We start from the raw sequence: 15,112 nt of genomic DNA on the forward strand, positions 1-15,112 counted from the left end.
CCAGCTTCCGCTGGCATGACGTTCAAATCACAGGAGACTCTATGACTTCGCCGATCCACACCGAACGCCATGACGACGTGCTCGTCATCATCTCGAACAACCCGCCCGTCAACGCGCTCGGCGCCGCGGTCCGCCAGGGCCTCGAAGCCGCGATCAAGGAAGGCGTCAAGGACGACAGCATCACCGCGATGGTGATCCGCTGCGACGGCCGCACGTTCTTCGCAGGCGCCGACATCACCGAGTTCGGCAAGGAAATGGTCGAGCCCGGCCTGCCGACCGTCGTCGACATGATCGAGGCGTCGTCGAAGCCCGTCGTCGCGGCGATTCACGGCACCGCACTCGGCGGCGGCTGCGAAGTCACGCTCGGCTGCCATTACCGCGTCGCGGTCCCCTCGGCGAAGATCGGCACGCCCGAAGTTAAGCTCGGCCTGCTCCCTGGCGCGGGCGGCACGCAGCGCATCCCGCGGATCGCCGGCGTGAAGCTCGCGCTGGAGATGACCGCGAAGGGCGATCCGATCTCGGCCAAGAAGGCGCTTGATGCCGGCCTGATCGACAAGATCGTCGGTGAGGATTCGCTCGAGGCTGATGCCGTCGCATTCGCACGCGAGATCGCAACCAAGCGTCCCCTGCCCCGCGCGTCCGAGAAGACCGCGCAGGCCGATCCCGATGCGGTGGCTGCCTTCAAGAAGGAGAATGCGCGCCGTTTCCGCAACTTCGACGCACCGGCCGCCAACATCGCCTGCGTCGAGAAGGCCGCGGACGGCTCGAGCTTCGAGGAGGGCATCGCGTTCGAACGCCAGGAATTCATGAAGCTGATGACCGGCGTGCAGTCCGCCGCGCAACGCCACATCTTCTTCGCCGAACGCCAGGCCGCCAAGATCGACGACGTCCCCGCCGACACCAAGCTGCGCGAGATCAAGCGCGTCGGCGTGATCGGCGCGGGCACGATGGGCGGCGGCATCTCGATGAACTTCCTGTCCGCTGGCATCCCGGTCACGATCGTCGAGATGCAACAGGAAGCGCTCGACCGCGGCACCGGCGTCGTGCGGAAGAATTACGAGGCGACTGCCGCCAAGGGCCGGATCAAGCCCGAGCAGGTCGATCAGGCAATGGGCGCGCTGAAGCCGACGCTCGACTTCGCCGATCTCGCCGAATGCGACCTGATCATCGAGGCGGTGTACGAGACGATGGAGGTGAAGAAGGAGATTTTCACCAAGCTCGACGCGATCGCCAAGCCCGGCGCGATCCTCGCGTCGAACACCTCGTATCTCGACATCGATGCGATCGCGGCCTGCACCAAGCGGCCCGAGGACGTCGTCGGGATGCACTTCTTCTCGCCCGCCAACGTGATGAAATTGCTCGAAGTCGTACGCGGCGACAAGACCGCGGACGACGTGCTGGCGACGGTCATGGTACTCGCGAAGAAGATCAAGAAGGTCGCCGTCGTCGCGGGCGTCACCTACGGGTTCATCGGCAACCGCATGCTGATGCCGCGGCAGGTCGAGGCGACCAAGCTGCTGCTCGAAGGCGCGAGCCCGGAGCAGATCGACAAGGTCCATGTCGCGTTCGGGATGCCGATGGGGCCGTTCCAGATGAGCGATCTCGCGGGCGTCGACATCGGCTGGCACCGCGATCCGAACCGGATCGAGAACATCCGCGATGCGCTGGCGGCGGAGAACCGCTGGGGCCAGAAGACCAAGGCCGGCTTCTACGACTACGATGAGAAGCGGACGCCGTCGAACTCTGTGCGGGTTACCGAAATCATCGACGATTTCCGCAAGAAGTCGGGCGTGACGCCGCGCGAGATCAGCGACGAGGAGATCGTCGTGCGGACGCTCTACACGATGGTCAACGAGGGTGCGCTGATCCTCGAAGAGGGCAAGGCACAGCGTGCGTCGGACGTCGATGTGGTCTGGATCTACGGCTATGGCTGGCCGGTGTACCGCGGCGGACCGATGTTCTGGGCGCAGTCCGAGGGGTTGCCGAAGGTCGTTGCTGGGCTCGAGAAATACGGGTTCCCGGTGGCGAAGTCGCTGAAGGATGCCGCAGCATCGGGCGGTCGACTGAAGTGATCGGTCGCGGTCGTCTCTTGCCGGTAGTCGTACGCTGATGGAGCGGTCCGCGCTCCAGACGGCGGCGGCGATCCGTGCGGGCGAGACGACCGCGCTCGCCGAATGCGACGCGGCGATCGCGCGGATCGAGGGGCGCGATGGTGCGATCAACGCCGTCGTCGTCCGCGACTTTGCGCGGGCGCGGGAGGCCGCACGGGCGCTGGATGCGGAAGGGCCGGATGATCGGCCGCTGTTCGGTGTACCGATGACGGTGAAGGAATCGTTCGACGTCGTCGGCCTGCCGACCAGTTGGGGTCTCGGGGTCCACCGCGACAATGTCGTCGACCGTGACGCCGTAGCCGTCACGCGACTGAAGGCGGCGGGCGCGGTGATCCTCGGCAAGACCAACGTGCCGGTGCGGTTGAGCGACTGGCAAGCGGACAACCCAATCCATGGCCGGACGAATCACCCGCTCGATCCGACGCTGACGCCCGGCGGATCGTCGGGCGGTGCCGCGGCGGCGCTCGCGTCGGGCATGGTACCGCTCGAACTCGGCTCCGACATCGGCGGGTCGATCCGTGTGCCGGCCGCGTTCTGCGGCGTCTGGGGGCACAAGCCGACCTATGGCGCCTTGTCCGACATGGGCCACCGCGTGCCCGGGACCGATGGGGCCAGCGCGGCTCTCGGCGTGATCGGACCGCTCGCGCGCAATCCCGAGGATTTGGCCGTCGCGCTGGATATCCTCGCCGACCTGCCGCTGTCCCGCCCGCGCGTCGACCTTGCGCGGCCGCGGATCCTGCTGCTGACGGCACATCCTTCGGCGCGCGTTGATGCGTCGATCGTGTCGGCGATCGAGCATGTCGGCAAGGCGCTCGGCCGCTCCGGCGCAACCGTATCGCATGTGCCGCCGCCGATCGACCTTGCCGCGCAACACGCCGACTATATGCGGATGCTCGGCATCGCGATGACTCGGGGCGGGCCGGCGCGTGACGGCAAGGTCGCGACGTTGTCGCACTGGTTCGACCTCATTGATACTCAAGCGCGGATGCAGCGCGCGTGGGACGCGCTGTTCGCAGAATTCGACGCGGTGATCGCGCCCGCCAGCGGTGTGAACGCTTTCGCGCACATCGGCGAGCGCAACGTCGCGCGACGCACGCTGTCGATCGACGGCGAGGACACCCCGTTCGGCGTCCAGTTCGCCTGGGCGGGCCTCGCCACCTTCCCCAATCTGCCCGCGACCAGCGTGCCCGTCGGGACCGACCCGCGCGGCCTGCCGATCGGCGTGCAGGTCATCACCAACCGTTTCCGCGACCACGACGCAATCGCCGTCGCCGCGCTGTGCAACCGACTAAGCAGGAGCTGATCCGATGTCCGACCTCGACACTTTCCGGTCCGAAACCCGCGCGTGGCTCGCGGAAAACTGCCCACCCGAGATGCGCAAGCCCGTGCGCTCGGAGGACGACGTCTGTTGGGGCGGGCGCCAGTTCAAGCCTTCGAGCCCTGCGCAGAAGGATTGGCTCGACAAGATGGCGGCCAAGGGCTGGACCGTGCCCGACTGGCCCAAGGCGTACGGCGGCGGCGGCCTGTCGCCCGCGGAGACCAAGATCCTGCGCGAAGAGATGACGACAATAAAGGCGCGCAACCCGCTCAATTCGTTCGGGATCTCGATGCTCGGGCCGGCACTCTTGAAGTACGGCACCGAGGAGCAGAAGCTCGACCACCTGACCAAGATCGCCCGCGGCGAGATCCGCTGGTGCCAGGGGTATTCCGAGCCGAACGCCGGCTCCGATCTTGCCGGACTCGCCACCTCCGCGGAGGACAAGGGCGACCATTATCTCGTCAATGGGCAGAAGGTGTGGACGTCCTATGCCGACAAGGCGGACTGGATCTTCTGCCTCGTCCGCACCGACAAGACGTCGAAGCAGGGCGGGATCAGCTTCGTGCTGTTCGACATGGCCTCGCCCGGCGTGTCGACCAAGCCGATCCTGCTGATCAGCGGCAATTCGCCGTTCTGCGAGACGTTCTTCGACAATGTGAAGGTGCCGAAGGTCAACCGCGTCTACGAGGAGAATAAGGGCTGGGACGTCGCGAAATACCTGCTCGGGCATGAGCGCGAGATGATCTCGGGGATGGGGCTGGCGTCGAGCGGCGGCAATCCGTTGATCGATGGCGCGATCGCGACCGTTGGGCTTGGGCATGACGGGCGGCTCGCCGATCCGTTGCTGCGCGCGTCGATCGCGTTGTTCGAGGTGCGCGCGAAGGCGTTCGGGGCGATGTCCGAACGCTTCATCGACGAACTGAAGGCGGGCAAGGCGCACCCGGCCCAGCCGAGCATGATGAAATACTACGGGACCGAGCTGAACAAGGGTCGGTACGAGCTGATGATGGCGGCGGGCGGGTCGGATGCGCTCGAATGGGACAGCGAGCGGTCGCGCGGCGGGGCGATCCCGCGGTCGTGGCTGCGGACCAAGGCAAACTCGATCGAGGGCGGGACGAGCGAGATCCAGCTCAACATCATCGCCAAGCGGATTTTGGAACTGCCGGCCTAATGCACCCCTGACCACGCACGTCACCCCAGCGAAAGCTGGGGTCTCCCCGAAACGAACCGCCCCCCTGCCGCACGATACCCCAGCTTCCGCTGGGGTGACGGAAGCCTTCGGGGCGACGGAGTACCCGAAATGCCACTGTATCTAGACGACGACCAGACCGTCCTTCAGGACACCATTCGCGATTTCGTCGCCGAGCACGCACCGGTCAGCCACATGCGCGCGCTGCGCGATGCCGACGACAAGACCGGCTTCTCGCGCGACCTGTGGAAGCAGTTCGCGGAGATGGGCTTTACCGGCATCCTGATCGGTGAAGACCAGGGCGGGCTCGGGCTCGGCCATGTCGAGGCTGGCGTGGTGCTGGAGGAAATCGGCCGCAACCTGTCCCCCTCCCCGTTCCTCTCCACCGCGGTCGCGGCGGTCGAGGCCTTGAAGGGCACGGCGCAGGCCGAGCGCTGGTTCCCCGGCATCATCACCGGCGAGACCGTCGCGGCGCTGGCGATCGACGAGGGCGCCAAGCACCGCGACACGGTCGCGATGAAGGCCGAACGCTCGGGCAACGGGTTCAAGCTGACCGGCGCCAAGCGGTTCGTCACGCATGGCCACACCGCCGATCTGATCATCGTCGCCGCGCGGACCGGAGGCTCGGACAACGACACGGACGGTATAACGCTCTTCGCCGTACCGAAGGATGCCGCAGGACTGTCCACAAACGCCGAACGTCTCGCGGATTCGAGTTTGGCCGCGCGGCTCGAGTTCGAGGGCGTGGAGGTCGATGCGGACGCGGTGATCGGCGAGGTCGACGCTGGGCGCACGCCGCTCGATCGCCTTTTACGCGCAGGTCGCACCGGTGCGTCCGCGGAATTGCTCGGCGTCGGCGGCGGGGCGATGGACATGACGATCGGCTATATGAAGGAGCGCAAGCAGTTCGGGACGCTGATCGGCAGCTTCCAGGCGCTCCAACACCGTGCCGCGCACCTGTATTCGGAGATGGAGGTGGCGCGCGCTGCGGTGTTGAAGGCGCAGCAGTTGCTCGACCAGAGCAGCGACCGCGCGGACGAAGCGGTGTCGGTGGCCAAGGCGATGACGACGCTGGCGACGACGCTCAGCGTGCAGGAGGGCATCCAGATGCACGGCGGCATCGGCATGACCGACGAATACGACATCGGCTTCTACATGAAGCGCGCGCGGGTGCTGGCGGAGATGTTCGGCGATGCAAACTTCCATGCGGATCGTCTGGCGATAGCGGCGGGCTATTGACCCTAGAGTGTACCCCCGCGAAGGCGGGGGCCCAGACTGGGCACCCGCCTTCGCGGGTGAACAAGGAGGTCAGATGCCTGCCGAAACTGCCGAAGTAACGCCCGAAGCACTCGCCCAGGGTCTCGTCGACCTGCTCGAAATCGAGGAGGTCGACACCGACCTCTATGTCGGCAAGCGCCAGCCCGGCGGCGTGGGTCGCGTGTTTGGTGGACAGGTCATCGCGCAGGCGCTCCAGGCCGCGCAACGCTCGACCGAGGCACCCAAGGCCGCGCATTCGCTGCACGCCTATTTCATGCGGCCCGGCAACGAGGACTATCCGATCGTCTACCGCGTGGTCCGCGATTTCGAGGGCCGCAGCTTCGCCACCCGGCGCGTGATCGCGATGCAGAAAGGGCAGCCGATCCTCAACATGGCGGCGTCGTTCCAGACGCCCGAGGACGGGCTGCATCATCAGGACACGATGCCCGACGTCGCGCCGCCGGAAGACCTGCGTTCCGATCGCGAGCTGCGGCTGGAGAGCATCGACGGGATCCCCGAGAAATTCCGCGCGCACATGCTGCGGCAGCGTCCGATCGAAATCCGCCCGGTCAATCCGCGCAGCTGGATCGAGCCCGTTGCGCAACCCGCGATGCACGCCAACTGGTTCCGCCTGGTCGCGCCGATCGGCGACGACCCGGCGATGCACCGCGCGATCCTGGCCTATGCATCGGACATGGCGCTGCTCGGCACGGCGCTGCTGCCGCACGGCGTAAACTGGATCACGCCGGGGTTGCAGACCGCGAGCCTCGATCACTCGCTATGGCTGCACGAGGATTTTCGCGCCGACGACTGGCTGCTCTACGCCTGCGACGCGCCCTGGTCGGGCCACGCGCGCGGGTTCAACCGTGGCCGGATCTTCTCGCGCGACGGCCGGCTGGTCGCCAGCGTCGCGCAGGAAGGACTGATCCGGATGCGGTCGTAAGCGTTACTTCCGCGTCCAGACCTTCTCGCCGCCGATCCAGGTCTCCTGCACGACGGTGGCGCGCAGGTCGGTCGGCGAGGCGGTCGTCGGATCGCGGTCGACGATGATGAAATCCGCGCGCTGGCCCGGCGCGAGCGCACCGAACCTGGTCTCGGCGAACCCGGCATAGGCGGCAGCACCCGTCATCGCCCACCACGCCTGTTCGCGTGTCACCAGTTCCTGCGGCTGCCACCCACCCTGCGGTTGCCCGTCGGCATCCGCCCTCGTGAACGCCGCCGCCCAGGTCGCGAACGGATCCGGCTTCTCGACCGGGAAGTCGGTGCCGAAGGCGAGCTTCGCGCCGTTCGTCAGCATCGATTTCCACGCATAGGCGCCTGCCAGCCGATCCTGCCCGAGCCGAGCCTCCGCCATCGTCCGGTCGCTGGTCGCGTGCGTCGGCTGCATCGACGCGATCGTACCGAACTTGCCAAAGCGCGGCAGGTCGGTCGGATCGACGACCTGCGCATGCTCGATCCGCCAGCGGCGGTCGCCGGTATAGGTCTCGCTCTCGACCTGGATCGCGTCGAGCACTTCGCGGTTGGCCCTGTCGCCGATCGCGTGGACCGCGACCTGATACCCGTCCATCGCCGCGCGGCTCATCTGGTTCTGGAGCTGGTCGTCGGTCAGGAAGCCCAGACCCGACTGGCCGGGCGCGTCGGCATAGGGCTTCAACAGCCAGGCGCCGCGCGAGCCGAGCGCGCCGTCGGCGTACAGCTTCACGCCGCCCATCCGCAGGCGATCGTTATACAACCACGGTGTCGGCCCCTTGCCGCCGATCCGCCCCGCAGTCTCGACGCCCATCGCATAGCTCATGATGCGGACGCGAAGCCCACCGATGTCGGCCATGCGACGATAGGTCAGCCAGTCGTCGAGTGTCGTACCCATATCGGCGACCGCAGTGACGCCGTAGCGCAACAGAATGCTCTGCGCGGTAAGGAAGGCCGCATCGCGCTCCTTGGGAAGCGGCTGCGGCACGACCTTCTCGATCAGCGCCTGCGCACCATCGACGAACACGCCCGCAGGTGCACCGCCGGTCTTCTCGATGCGTCCGCCCGCGGGCGAAACGGTAGCGCCGGTGACGCCAGCCTCGCGCATTGCTTCGCGGTTCGCCCAGCCGGCATGGCCGTCCGCGCGCGACAGCCAGATCGGGTGGCCGCCCGAGACCGAGTCGAGGTCCGCGGCAGTCGGGAAGCGGCCGAGGCCCCAAGCCTCCTGGTTCCAGCCGCGGCCGAGCACCCATTTCCGATCGGGATTGCCCGCGATGTACGCCGCGATCCGCGACTTGGCCTCGTCCAGCGACTTGGTCATCGACAGGTCGAGCGACAGCGCGCCGAAGCCCATTTCGATCACATGCCCGTGCGCGTCGACGAACCCCGGCAACACGGTCTTGCCGCCCATGTCGATCCGCCAGTCGTAGAGCGGCTTGCCGGCGTTCTTCTTCAATTCCTTGCGGCTGAGCTTGGGCGCTTCCTCGCCGGGGGGGACGAGCCGCGTGACCTTGCCATCCTTGTCGATCAGGATCGCCTTGAAGTGGATCACGCGACCGCCATCGGCGACGGTGATGCCGTTGACGTTGTCGACGATCCCATCGGCGAGCGCGGGGGTTGGGAGGATTGCGAGGGTTGCCAGCAATGCCGCCGCCGACACCTGCCCAGCCATCCCCCGCCCTGCTGACAAGCGTCCTGACAACACCCGTCGTCCCAGCGAAAGCTGGGATATTAGCCTTGTGCCACTACGCTCGCCCCCGCGGAGCGATACCCCAGCTTTCACTGGGGCGACGGGGTTCGTAGCCGAGGCGACGGGGTTTGTAGCCGCAGTGACGGCGGTGGTGTGCGGGGCAAATCTACGCGTCATCACTTCGGCAATCTCCGTACCAGCGCGCTCGTATCCTGCCGAGCGCCGCCCATCTTCTGCACGTCCGCATAAAACTGGTCGACCAGCGCCGCGACCGGCAGCACCGCGCCGTTGCGCCGCGCTTCGTCCAGCGCCAGCCCCAGATCCTTGCGCATCCAGTCCACCGCAAAGCCGAAGTCGAATTCGTCCTTCGCCATCGTCGGCCAGCGATTGACCATCTGCCAGCTCTGCGCCGCGCCCCCCGAGATCGCCTCGAACACCTTGTCCAGATCGAGCCCCGAGTTTTGCGCGAACCGCAGCGATTCGGCGACGCCCTGCATCACGCCGGCGATCGCGATCTGGTTGCACATCTTGGTCGTTTGGCCCGCGCCCGCCTCGCCGACGTGGACGATGCGTGCTGCGTAAGTTTGCATGAAGGGTTCGGCCTTTGCCATCGCCTTGGCCGAGCCGCCGCACATGATCGAGAGCTTGCCGTTCTCCGCGCCCGCCTGGCCGCCAGACACCGGCGCGTCGACCACCAGAGCCCGCTCACCCGCCAGACGCCGCGCAATCGAGGCAGAAACGGTGGTGTGGTCAACGAACACCGCGTCGTCGCGCATCGCCGCGAACACGCCGTCGTCGCCTAATGTCACGGCAAAAAGATCGTCGTCATTGCCAACGCAGGCGAACACCGCATCCGCATCCTTCGCCGCCGCCGCGGGCGTGTCCGCAACCTCGCCCCCGTATTTATCGGCCCATGCCAGTGCCTTGGCCTGAGTCCGATTATACACGGTGACGTCGTGCCCTGCCGCGGCGAGGTGCCCCGCCATCGGCGCGCCCATGACGCCGGTTCCGATGAATGCCAGTTTTGCCATAGCGTCCGCGCATAAGCGGTGTTTCCCACGCGCGCCAGATGGTCTAGCGGGTCGGACATGGCTACCCAAGCTGCCGTAGCGGCACCCACCCTCCCCGTCTCGATCGACGACGTCCGCGTCGCGCATGACCGGATCCGCGCCTCGATCGTCCGCACGCCGACGCTGATCAGCAAGACGCTGAGCCAGATGACCGGCGCGACGGTGTATCTGAAGTTCGAGAACCTCCAGTTCACCGCGGCGTACAAGGAGCGCGGCGCGCTCAACACGCTGCTGCAGCTGTCGCCGGAAGCCTGCGCGAAAGGCGTCATCGCCGCGTCCGCAGGCAATCACGCGCAGGGCCTCGCCTATCACGCCAACCGGCTCGGCATCCCCGCGACGATCGTGATGCCGACCAACACGCCGACCGTGAAGGTCACGCAGACCGAGGGCCACGGCGCCAACGTCGTCCTCCACGGCGAGACGTTCGACGCGGCCTACGCGCATGCCCGCATCCTCGAGGGCGAATGTGGCTTCACCTTTGTCCACCCGTTCGACGACCCTCGCGTCATCGCTGGCCAGGGCACCGTGGCGGTCGAGATGCTCGAGGACGTCCCGCAGATCGATACGCTCGTCATCCCGATCGGCGGCGGCGGATTGATCTCGGGCATGTCGACCGTAGCGCGCGCCGCCGACCACAAGATCGAGATCGTCGGCGTGCAGGCCGAGCTGTTCCCGTCGATGTACAACCGCATCAACGGCACCGACATGCCGTGCGCAGGCGATACGCTGGCGGAGGGCATCGCGGTGAAGGAGCCGGGTGCGATCACCGCGAAGATCGTCGCCGAACTCGTTGACGAGATCCTGCTGGTCAGCGAACGCAGCCTGGAGGAATCGGTCAGCCTGCTGCTCCAGATCGAGAAGACCGTGGTCGAGGGCGCCGGCGCTGCCGGGCTCGCCGCATTGCTGTCGCATCCGGGGCGGTTCGCGGGCCGGACGGTCGGCATCGTGCTGTGCGGCGGCAACATCGACACGCGTCTGCTCGCCAACGTTCTGTTGCGCGATCTGGCACGGTCGGGGCGGCTCGCGCGGCTGCGGATTCGGTTGCAGGACAAGCCCGGCGCGCTGTTCCACGTTGCGCGGATCTTCGACCAGGAACGCGTCAACATCATCGAGATCTATCATCAGCGCGTCTTCACGACGCTGCCGGCGAAGGGCCTGATCACCGACATCGAATGCGAAACGCGGGACCGCGCGCATCTCGACCGGCTGGTGGGTGCGTTGCGCGCTGGAGGGTATGAAACCTCGACCGTCGAGCTGGCGTAGATACCACGGCAACACCCTGATTTACCGCGTTAACCCATAATCGTGGTAAACGCGCTTTTCAGCATTGCATGACGCGACCATATACTGTTGAGACGCGACTGATCGCGCTTGCCTGAAGGACATCCGGTTCGGTGACTGCGCCTTTTCGTTTCCCGCGCTTCTTCGTCACCAGCCCGTCGCCGTGCCCGTATCTGCCGGGTCGGCAGGAACGGAAAGTGTTCACCGAACTCACCGGGCCACATGCGAGCGAGTTGAACGATGCGCTCGGCCGGATCGGGTTTCGGCGCAGCCAGGGTGTCGCGTATCGACCGTCCTGTGCCGGCTGCACCGCCTGCGTCTCCGTCCGCGTCGTGACGAACGCGTTCGTGCCCAACGCGACGCAGCGCAAACTGCTCAAGCGCCACGGCGACATCGAGATCACCGCCTGCAAGGCCTGGGCGACCGACGAGCAGTTCCAGTTGCTCCGCCGCTATCTCGGCACACGGCATCCGGGTGGCGGCATGGCGGGGATGGACGAGGACGACTACGCCGACATGATCGAGCATTCGCCGGTCAATTCGGTGATCGTCGAGTACCGCGAGCCCAGTGTGAACGGCGCGCAGGGGCGGCTGATCGGCGCGTGCCTGACCGATCGCCAGGCGGACGGGCTGTCGATGGTCTACAGCTTCTTTGCGGCGGACGCGGACAGCCGGCCGGGGTTCGGCAACTTCATCATCATGGATCACATCCTCCGCGCGCGCGATGCCGGGCTACCGTACGTGTATCTGGGATACTGGGTGAAGGGCTCGCCGCGGATGGAGTACAAGACGCGGTACCGGCCACTCGAGGTGCTGGGGCCGGCAGGGTGGCGGCGGCTGGAGGATGCGGATCTGGTGGCGCAGGCGGCGCCTGTCGCGGCGATGGCCTGACCAAAATCTCGTTCTCCCGCGAAGGCGGAAGCCCAGTCTGGATCCCCGCCTCCGCGGGGAAACAGTCCTAGTCCTCGCGCTGCACCACGACGTCGACGTCGAGTTCCTCGCCACCCTCGCCCAGCCGCGAGCCCGCAACAGGCGCCGCGCCGGCCGCATCGAGCGCCATTGCGACACGGACATAATGCTCCTCCGGCGACATGCCCGTGCACGGATCGAACCCGATCCAGCCGAGCCCGTTTACATAAGCCTCTGCCCAGCCATGCGGCGTCGGGAAGTGGACCACCTCATGGTCGTTGTGATGATAGCCCGACACATACCGCGCAGGTGCCCCGAGCGAGCGCGCCGCGACCGCGAAGATCTGCGCCATGTCGCGCGGGGTGGCCGTCTCCCGGCGGAACGCAGCCGCCGCGCTCAGCCCCGGTTCGGGACGGCCGGCATCGAAGACGAACTGCTTGTGCAGCGCGCGGTTGAGCCGGTGCAAAGCCCCAACCCGGTCACGCGCGCCGACCACCGCATCGGCCGCGAACTCGGCGATCGCGGAATCATGCGCGGTCGCTTCGGTCGAGCGCAGATACAGGGCCGGCGGCAAGGTCTCGTGCACGCCGTGCAGCACCCCGTCCGAGTGACTAGTCAGCACTTCCCCCTTCACGGTGATCTCAATCCCGTCGACCGGCCCCTCGGCGTACAGCATCGTCACCGCATTACCGAAGCCGTCGCGACCCGGCCGCAATCGTGCGTCGCAGTCGACGTCGATCCGCCACGACGCCACGGTCTGGTCGTGCGTGTTTTCAGGCGTCAGCCGCAGCATCTGGACGAGCCGGCCCTGCGGCTGGGTAAAGCGGTAGATCGTGTGATGATCGATCGACAGCCGCATCAAAGGAACTTGAACTGGCGGCCGATCGCGCCGTGGAGCAGCGCATTCTCGGCGATGAAGGCTTGCAGATACTGGTGCAGACCCGAGGCGATCACTTCCCCCGACCGCGTCTTGGCCATGCGTGATGCGCGCATCCGTGCCATCCTGTCCGCCTCCCCGTGATTGCCCGTGCGTTTCGCCAGCAGGTTGAGCACGTCGACCGTCTCCTCGACCGACGCCGCCAGGCTGCGCGGGAGTTCGGCGCGGGCGAGGAGCAGGTCGATCACGTCGGCAGGACGCAGCCCGTCATTGTAGAGCCAGCGATAGGCGGTCACCGCCGACACGGTCTGGAGGATCGTCGTCCACTGGTCGCGATCGATCGCACCGCCGAGGCGTTCGCCCTCGGGCAGCAGGATATGGTATTTGACGTCGAGCAGTCGCGCGGTGTTGTCCGCGCGCTCGACCGCCTGGCCGAGCCGGATGAACCACGTCGTCTGGTTCCGCAGCATCCGGTGCACCGCGCCCTCGAAGCCACGCGTCTCGGTCTTCACAGCCTCGACCAGGTTCATCTGGTCGGTCGTGCTGCGCGGGATCGTCCGGTTCTCAAACAGGAGCCACGCACGGTTGATCGCAGTCCACGCCTCGCGGGTCAGCGCGGTCCGCACCGCCTTCGCGTTGTTGCGCGCCATGTCGACGCAGCGGACGATCGAGCCGGGGTGGCTCGAATCGAGCGTCAGGAAGCGCACGACTTCGGTCTGGCTGAGGTTGCCCCCAAGCGTCGCGAACGGCTCTTCGGTTTCGGTGACGGCGAGCGCGGACGCCCAAGCCGCCTCGCCCGCAGGCTGCGACGAAAGCACGTCGAGACGGACGGTGGCCTCGACCAGTCGGGCGATGAAGTCGGCACGCTCGAAATAGCGGCCAAGCCAGTAGAGCGACGATGCGGTACGCGAGAGCATCAGGCGTCCCCGCCCAGCGTCTGCGTCATGCCACCCATCGTCTGCGTCATCGCACCACGCGTGATCCGCTGCGACTGTTCCGCCATCAGCACGAAGCTGTCCTTCGTCCCGCCACCCTGGCTGGAATTCACCACCAGCGATCCTTCTTTCAGCGCGACGCGTGTGAGGCCGCCGGGAACGACCTGCACGCCCTTCGACCCGCTCAACACGAACGGACGAAAATCCACATGGCGCGGGGAAAGGCCACCATCAGCCATCGTCGGCACGGTCGACAGCGCCAGCGTCGGCTGCGCGATGTAGCGGTGCGGTTCGGCAATCAGCGCGGCGCGGAAGTCCTCGATCTCCTGTTTCGACGCGGTCGGGCCGACCAGCATGCCGTAGCCGCCCGAGCCATCGACCAGCTTCACGACGACGTCTTCGAGGTTGTCCAGCACGTACTGCAGCGCCTGCGGCTCGCGACAGCGCCATGTCTCGACGTTGCGCAACTTGCACTCGCCGCCGGAATAGAATTTCACGATATCGGGCATGTAACTGTAGATCGCCTTATCGTCGGCGATGCCGTTGCCCGGCGCGTTCATGATCGCGACGTTGCCGGCCGCATAGGCTGCGATCAGCCCCGGTACGCCGAGCGCGGAGTCCGGGCGGAACACGAGCGGATCGAGATAATCGTCGTCGATCCGGCGATAGATCACGTCGACCTTAACCCGCCCCGCAATCGTCCGCATCCAGACGATATCGTCGTCGACCACCAGATCGGCCGCCTCGACGAGTTCGATCCCCATCGAGTCCGCGAGGAAGCTGTGCTCGTAATAGGCGGAGTTGTAATGGCCCGGCGTCAGCAGCACGCAGGTCGGGTTAGAGCCCGTACCGTGCGGCGCGACCGACTTCATCGTCTCGAGCAGCAGGTCCGGATAGCTGTCGACAGCCGCGACGCGGAACTCGCGGAAGAGCTCGGGGCATAGTCGCAACATCGCCTCGCGGTTTTCCAGCATGTAGCTGACGCCCGATGGCGTGCGCGCATTATCTTCGAGCACGAAGAAATCATCGGGGCCGGTGCGGACCAGATCGATGCCGCAGATATGCGCCCAGACGCCGTGCGGCGGGCGAATGCCGGCGATCTCGGGCCGGAACTGCGCATTCCCGAGCACGAGATCCTCGGGGAGGATACCCTCCTTCAGGATGCGGCGCTCGCCATAGATGTCGCTGAGGAACGCGTTGATCGCCTCGACGCGCTGGACGAGGCCTTCCGAAAGACGCGTCCATTCGTCGTGGAGGAACACGCGGGGGACGATGTCGAACGGGATGATCCGCTCGGCCGCTTCGTTTTCACCGTACACCGCGAAGGTGATGCCAAGCTGGCGGAACGTCGTCTCGGCGGCTTCCTGCCGGCGACGAAGCTCGGCGTCGGGCGTCTCCTCGATCCAATGCCCGAGAGCCGCGAGTTCGGGACGAGCGGTCGTATCGCCCGGCGTCCCCATGATTTCGTCGAACGCCTGTTTCCCCATCGGAACGGTCAATTCCCCAT

The 15,112-nt window shown here is 66.5% G+C and carries 12 protein-coding genes; 7 read left to right on the top strand and 5 right to left on the bottom strand.

Annotated features, from left to right (window positions below; all coding sequences use genetic code 11):
* Window positions 1-41 precede the first annotated feature (41 nt).
* From VH567_RS01670 to VH567_RS01690, 5 genes are all read left to right on the top strand, one after another.
* On the top strand, window positions 42-2,072 hold the full coding sequence (locus VH567_RS01670; protein ID WP_423322616.1) for a 3-hydroxyacyl-CoA dehydrogenase NAD-binding domain-containing protein: 2,031 nt from the start codon (window positions 42-44) through the stop codon (window positions 2,070-2,072).
* A 37-nt stretch (window positions 2,073-2,109) separates the two neighbouring features.
* Window positions 2,110-3,414 (top strand): amidase family protein, encoded by a 1,305-nt coding sequence (locus tag VH567_RS01675; RefSeq protein ID WP_423322618.1) that lies wholly within the window; start codon window positions 2,110-2,112, stop codon window positions 3,412-3,414.
* 4 nt (window positions 3,415-3,418) lie between these two features.
* Entirely contained in the window at window positions 3,419-4,600 is a 1,182-nt protein-coding gene (locus VH567_RS01680) for an acyl-CoA dehydrogenase family protein (protein ID WP_423322620.1), read from the top strand.
* A 129-nt stretch (window positions 4,601-4,729) separates the two neighbouring features.
* A complete protein-coding gene (locus VH567_RS01685; protein ID WP_423322622.1) occupies window positions 4,730-5,857 on the top strand; it encodes an acyl-CoA dehydrogenase family protein in 1,128 nt (375 codons plus the stop codon).
* Between the two features lie 73 nt (window positions 5,858-5,930).
* The gene (locus tag VH567_RS01690) at window positions 5,931-6,818 is read left to right on the top strand and encodes an acyl-CoA thioesterase (protein WP_423322624.1); all 888 of its coding nucleotides are present in this window, start codon (window positions 5,931-5,933) and stop codon (window positions 6,816-6,818) included.
* Window positions 6,819-6,821: 3 nt separating this feature from the next.
* Here VH567_RS01690 and VH567_RS01695 read toward each other — a convergent pair whose 3' ends face one another.
* Both VH567_RS01695 and VH567_RS01700 read right to left on the bottom strand, forming a co-directional pair.
* Window positions 6,822-8,516: an amidohydrolase gene (locus tag VH567_RS01695; protein WP_423322626.1), complete on the bottom strand. Its 1,695-nt coding sequence runs from the start codon at window positions 8,514-8,516 to the stop codon at window positions 6,822-6,824.
* Window positions 8,517-8,710: 194 nt separating this feature from the next.
* A complete protein-coding gene (locus VH567_RS01700) occupies window positions 8,711-9,565 on the bottom strand; it encodes an NAD(P)-dependent oxidoreductase (RefSeq protein WP_423322628.1) in 855 nt (284 codons plus the stop codon).
* A 57-nt stretch (window positions 9,566-9,622) separates the two neighbouring features.
* Here VH567_RS01700 and VH567_RS01705 point away from each other — a divergent pair, with 57 nt between their 5' ends.
* Window positions 9,623-10,867 (top strand): threonine ammonia-lyase, encoded by a 1,245-nt coding sequence (locus VH567_RS01705; protein ID WP_423322630.1) that lies wholly within the window; start codon window positions 9,623-9,625, stop codon window positions 10,865-10,867.
* 131 nt (window positions 10,868-10,998) lie between these two features.
* Window positions 10,999-11,775 (top strand): arginyltransferase, encoded by a 777-nt coding sequence (locus VH567_RS01710; protein ID WP_423322632.1) that lies wholly within the window; start codon window positions 10,999-11,001, stop codon window positions 11,773-11,775.
* Window positions 11,776-11,842: 67 nt separating this feature from the next.
* Here the strand turns inward: VH567_RS01710 and VH567_RS01715 are convergent, their stop codons facing one another.
* From VH567_RS01715 to VH567_RS01725, 3 genes are read right to left on the bottom strand one after another with little or no spacing between them, the layout of a single operon-like run.
* The gene (locus VH567_RS01715) at window positions 11,843-12,652 is read right to left on the bottom strand and encodes a transglutaminase family protein (RefSeq protein WP_423322634.1); all 810 of its coding nucleotides are present in this window, start codon (window positions 12,650-12,652) and stop codon (window positions 11,843-11,845) included.
* On the bottom strand, window positions 12,652-13,587 hold the full coding sequence (locus tag VH567_RS01720; protein WP_423322636.1) for an alpha-E domain-containing protein: 936 nt from the start codon (window positions 13,585-13,587) through the stop codon (window positions 12,652-12,654). Before VH567_RS01720 ends, VH567_RS01715 begins: the two co-directional genes overlap by 1 nt.
* Window positions 13,587-15,092: a circularly permuted type 2 ATP-grasp protein gene (locus tag VH567_RS01725; protein WP_423323670.1), complete on the bottom strand. Its 1,506-nt coding sequence runs from the start codon at window positions 15,090-15,092 to the stop codon at window positions 13,587-13,589. Before VH567_RS01725 ends, VH567_RS01720 begins: the two co-directional genes overlap by 1 nt.
* Between the last annotated feature and the right edge of the window lie 20 nt (window positions 15,093-15,112).

Origin of the sequence: Sphingomonas sp. 4RDLI-65, assembly GCF_049472435.1 — a bacterium.
In the GTDB taxonomy this organism is placed as follows: domain Bacteria; phylum Pseudomonadota; class Alphaproteobacteria; order Sphingomonadales; family Sphingomonadaceae; genus Sphingomonas.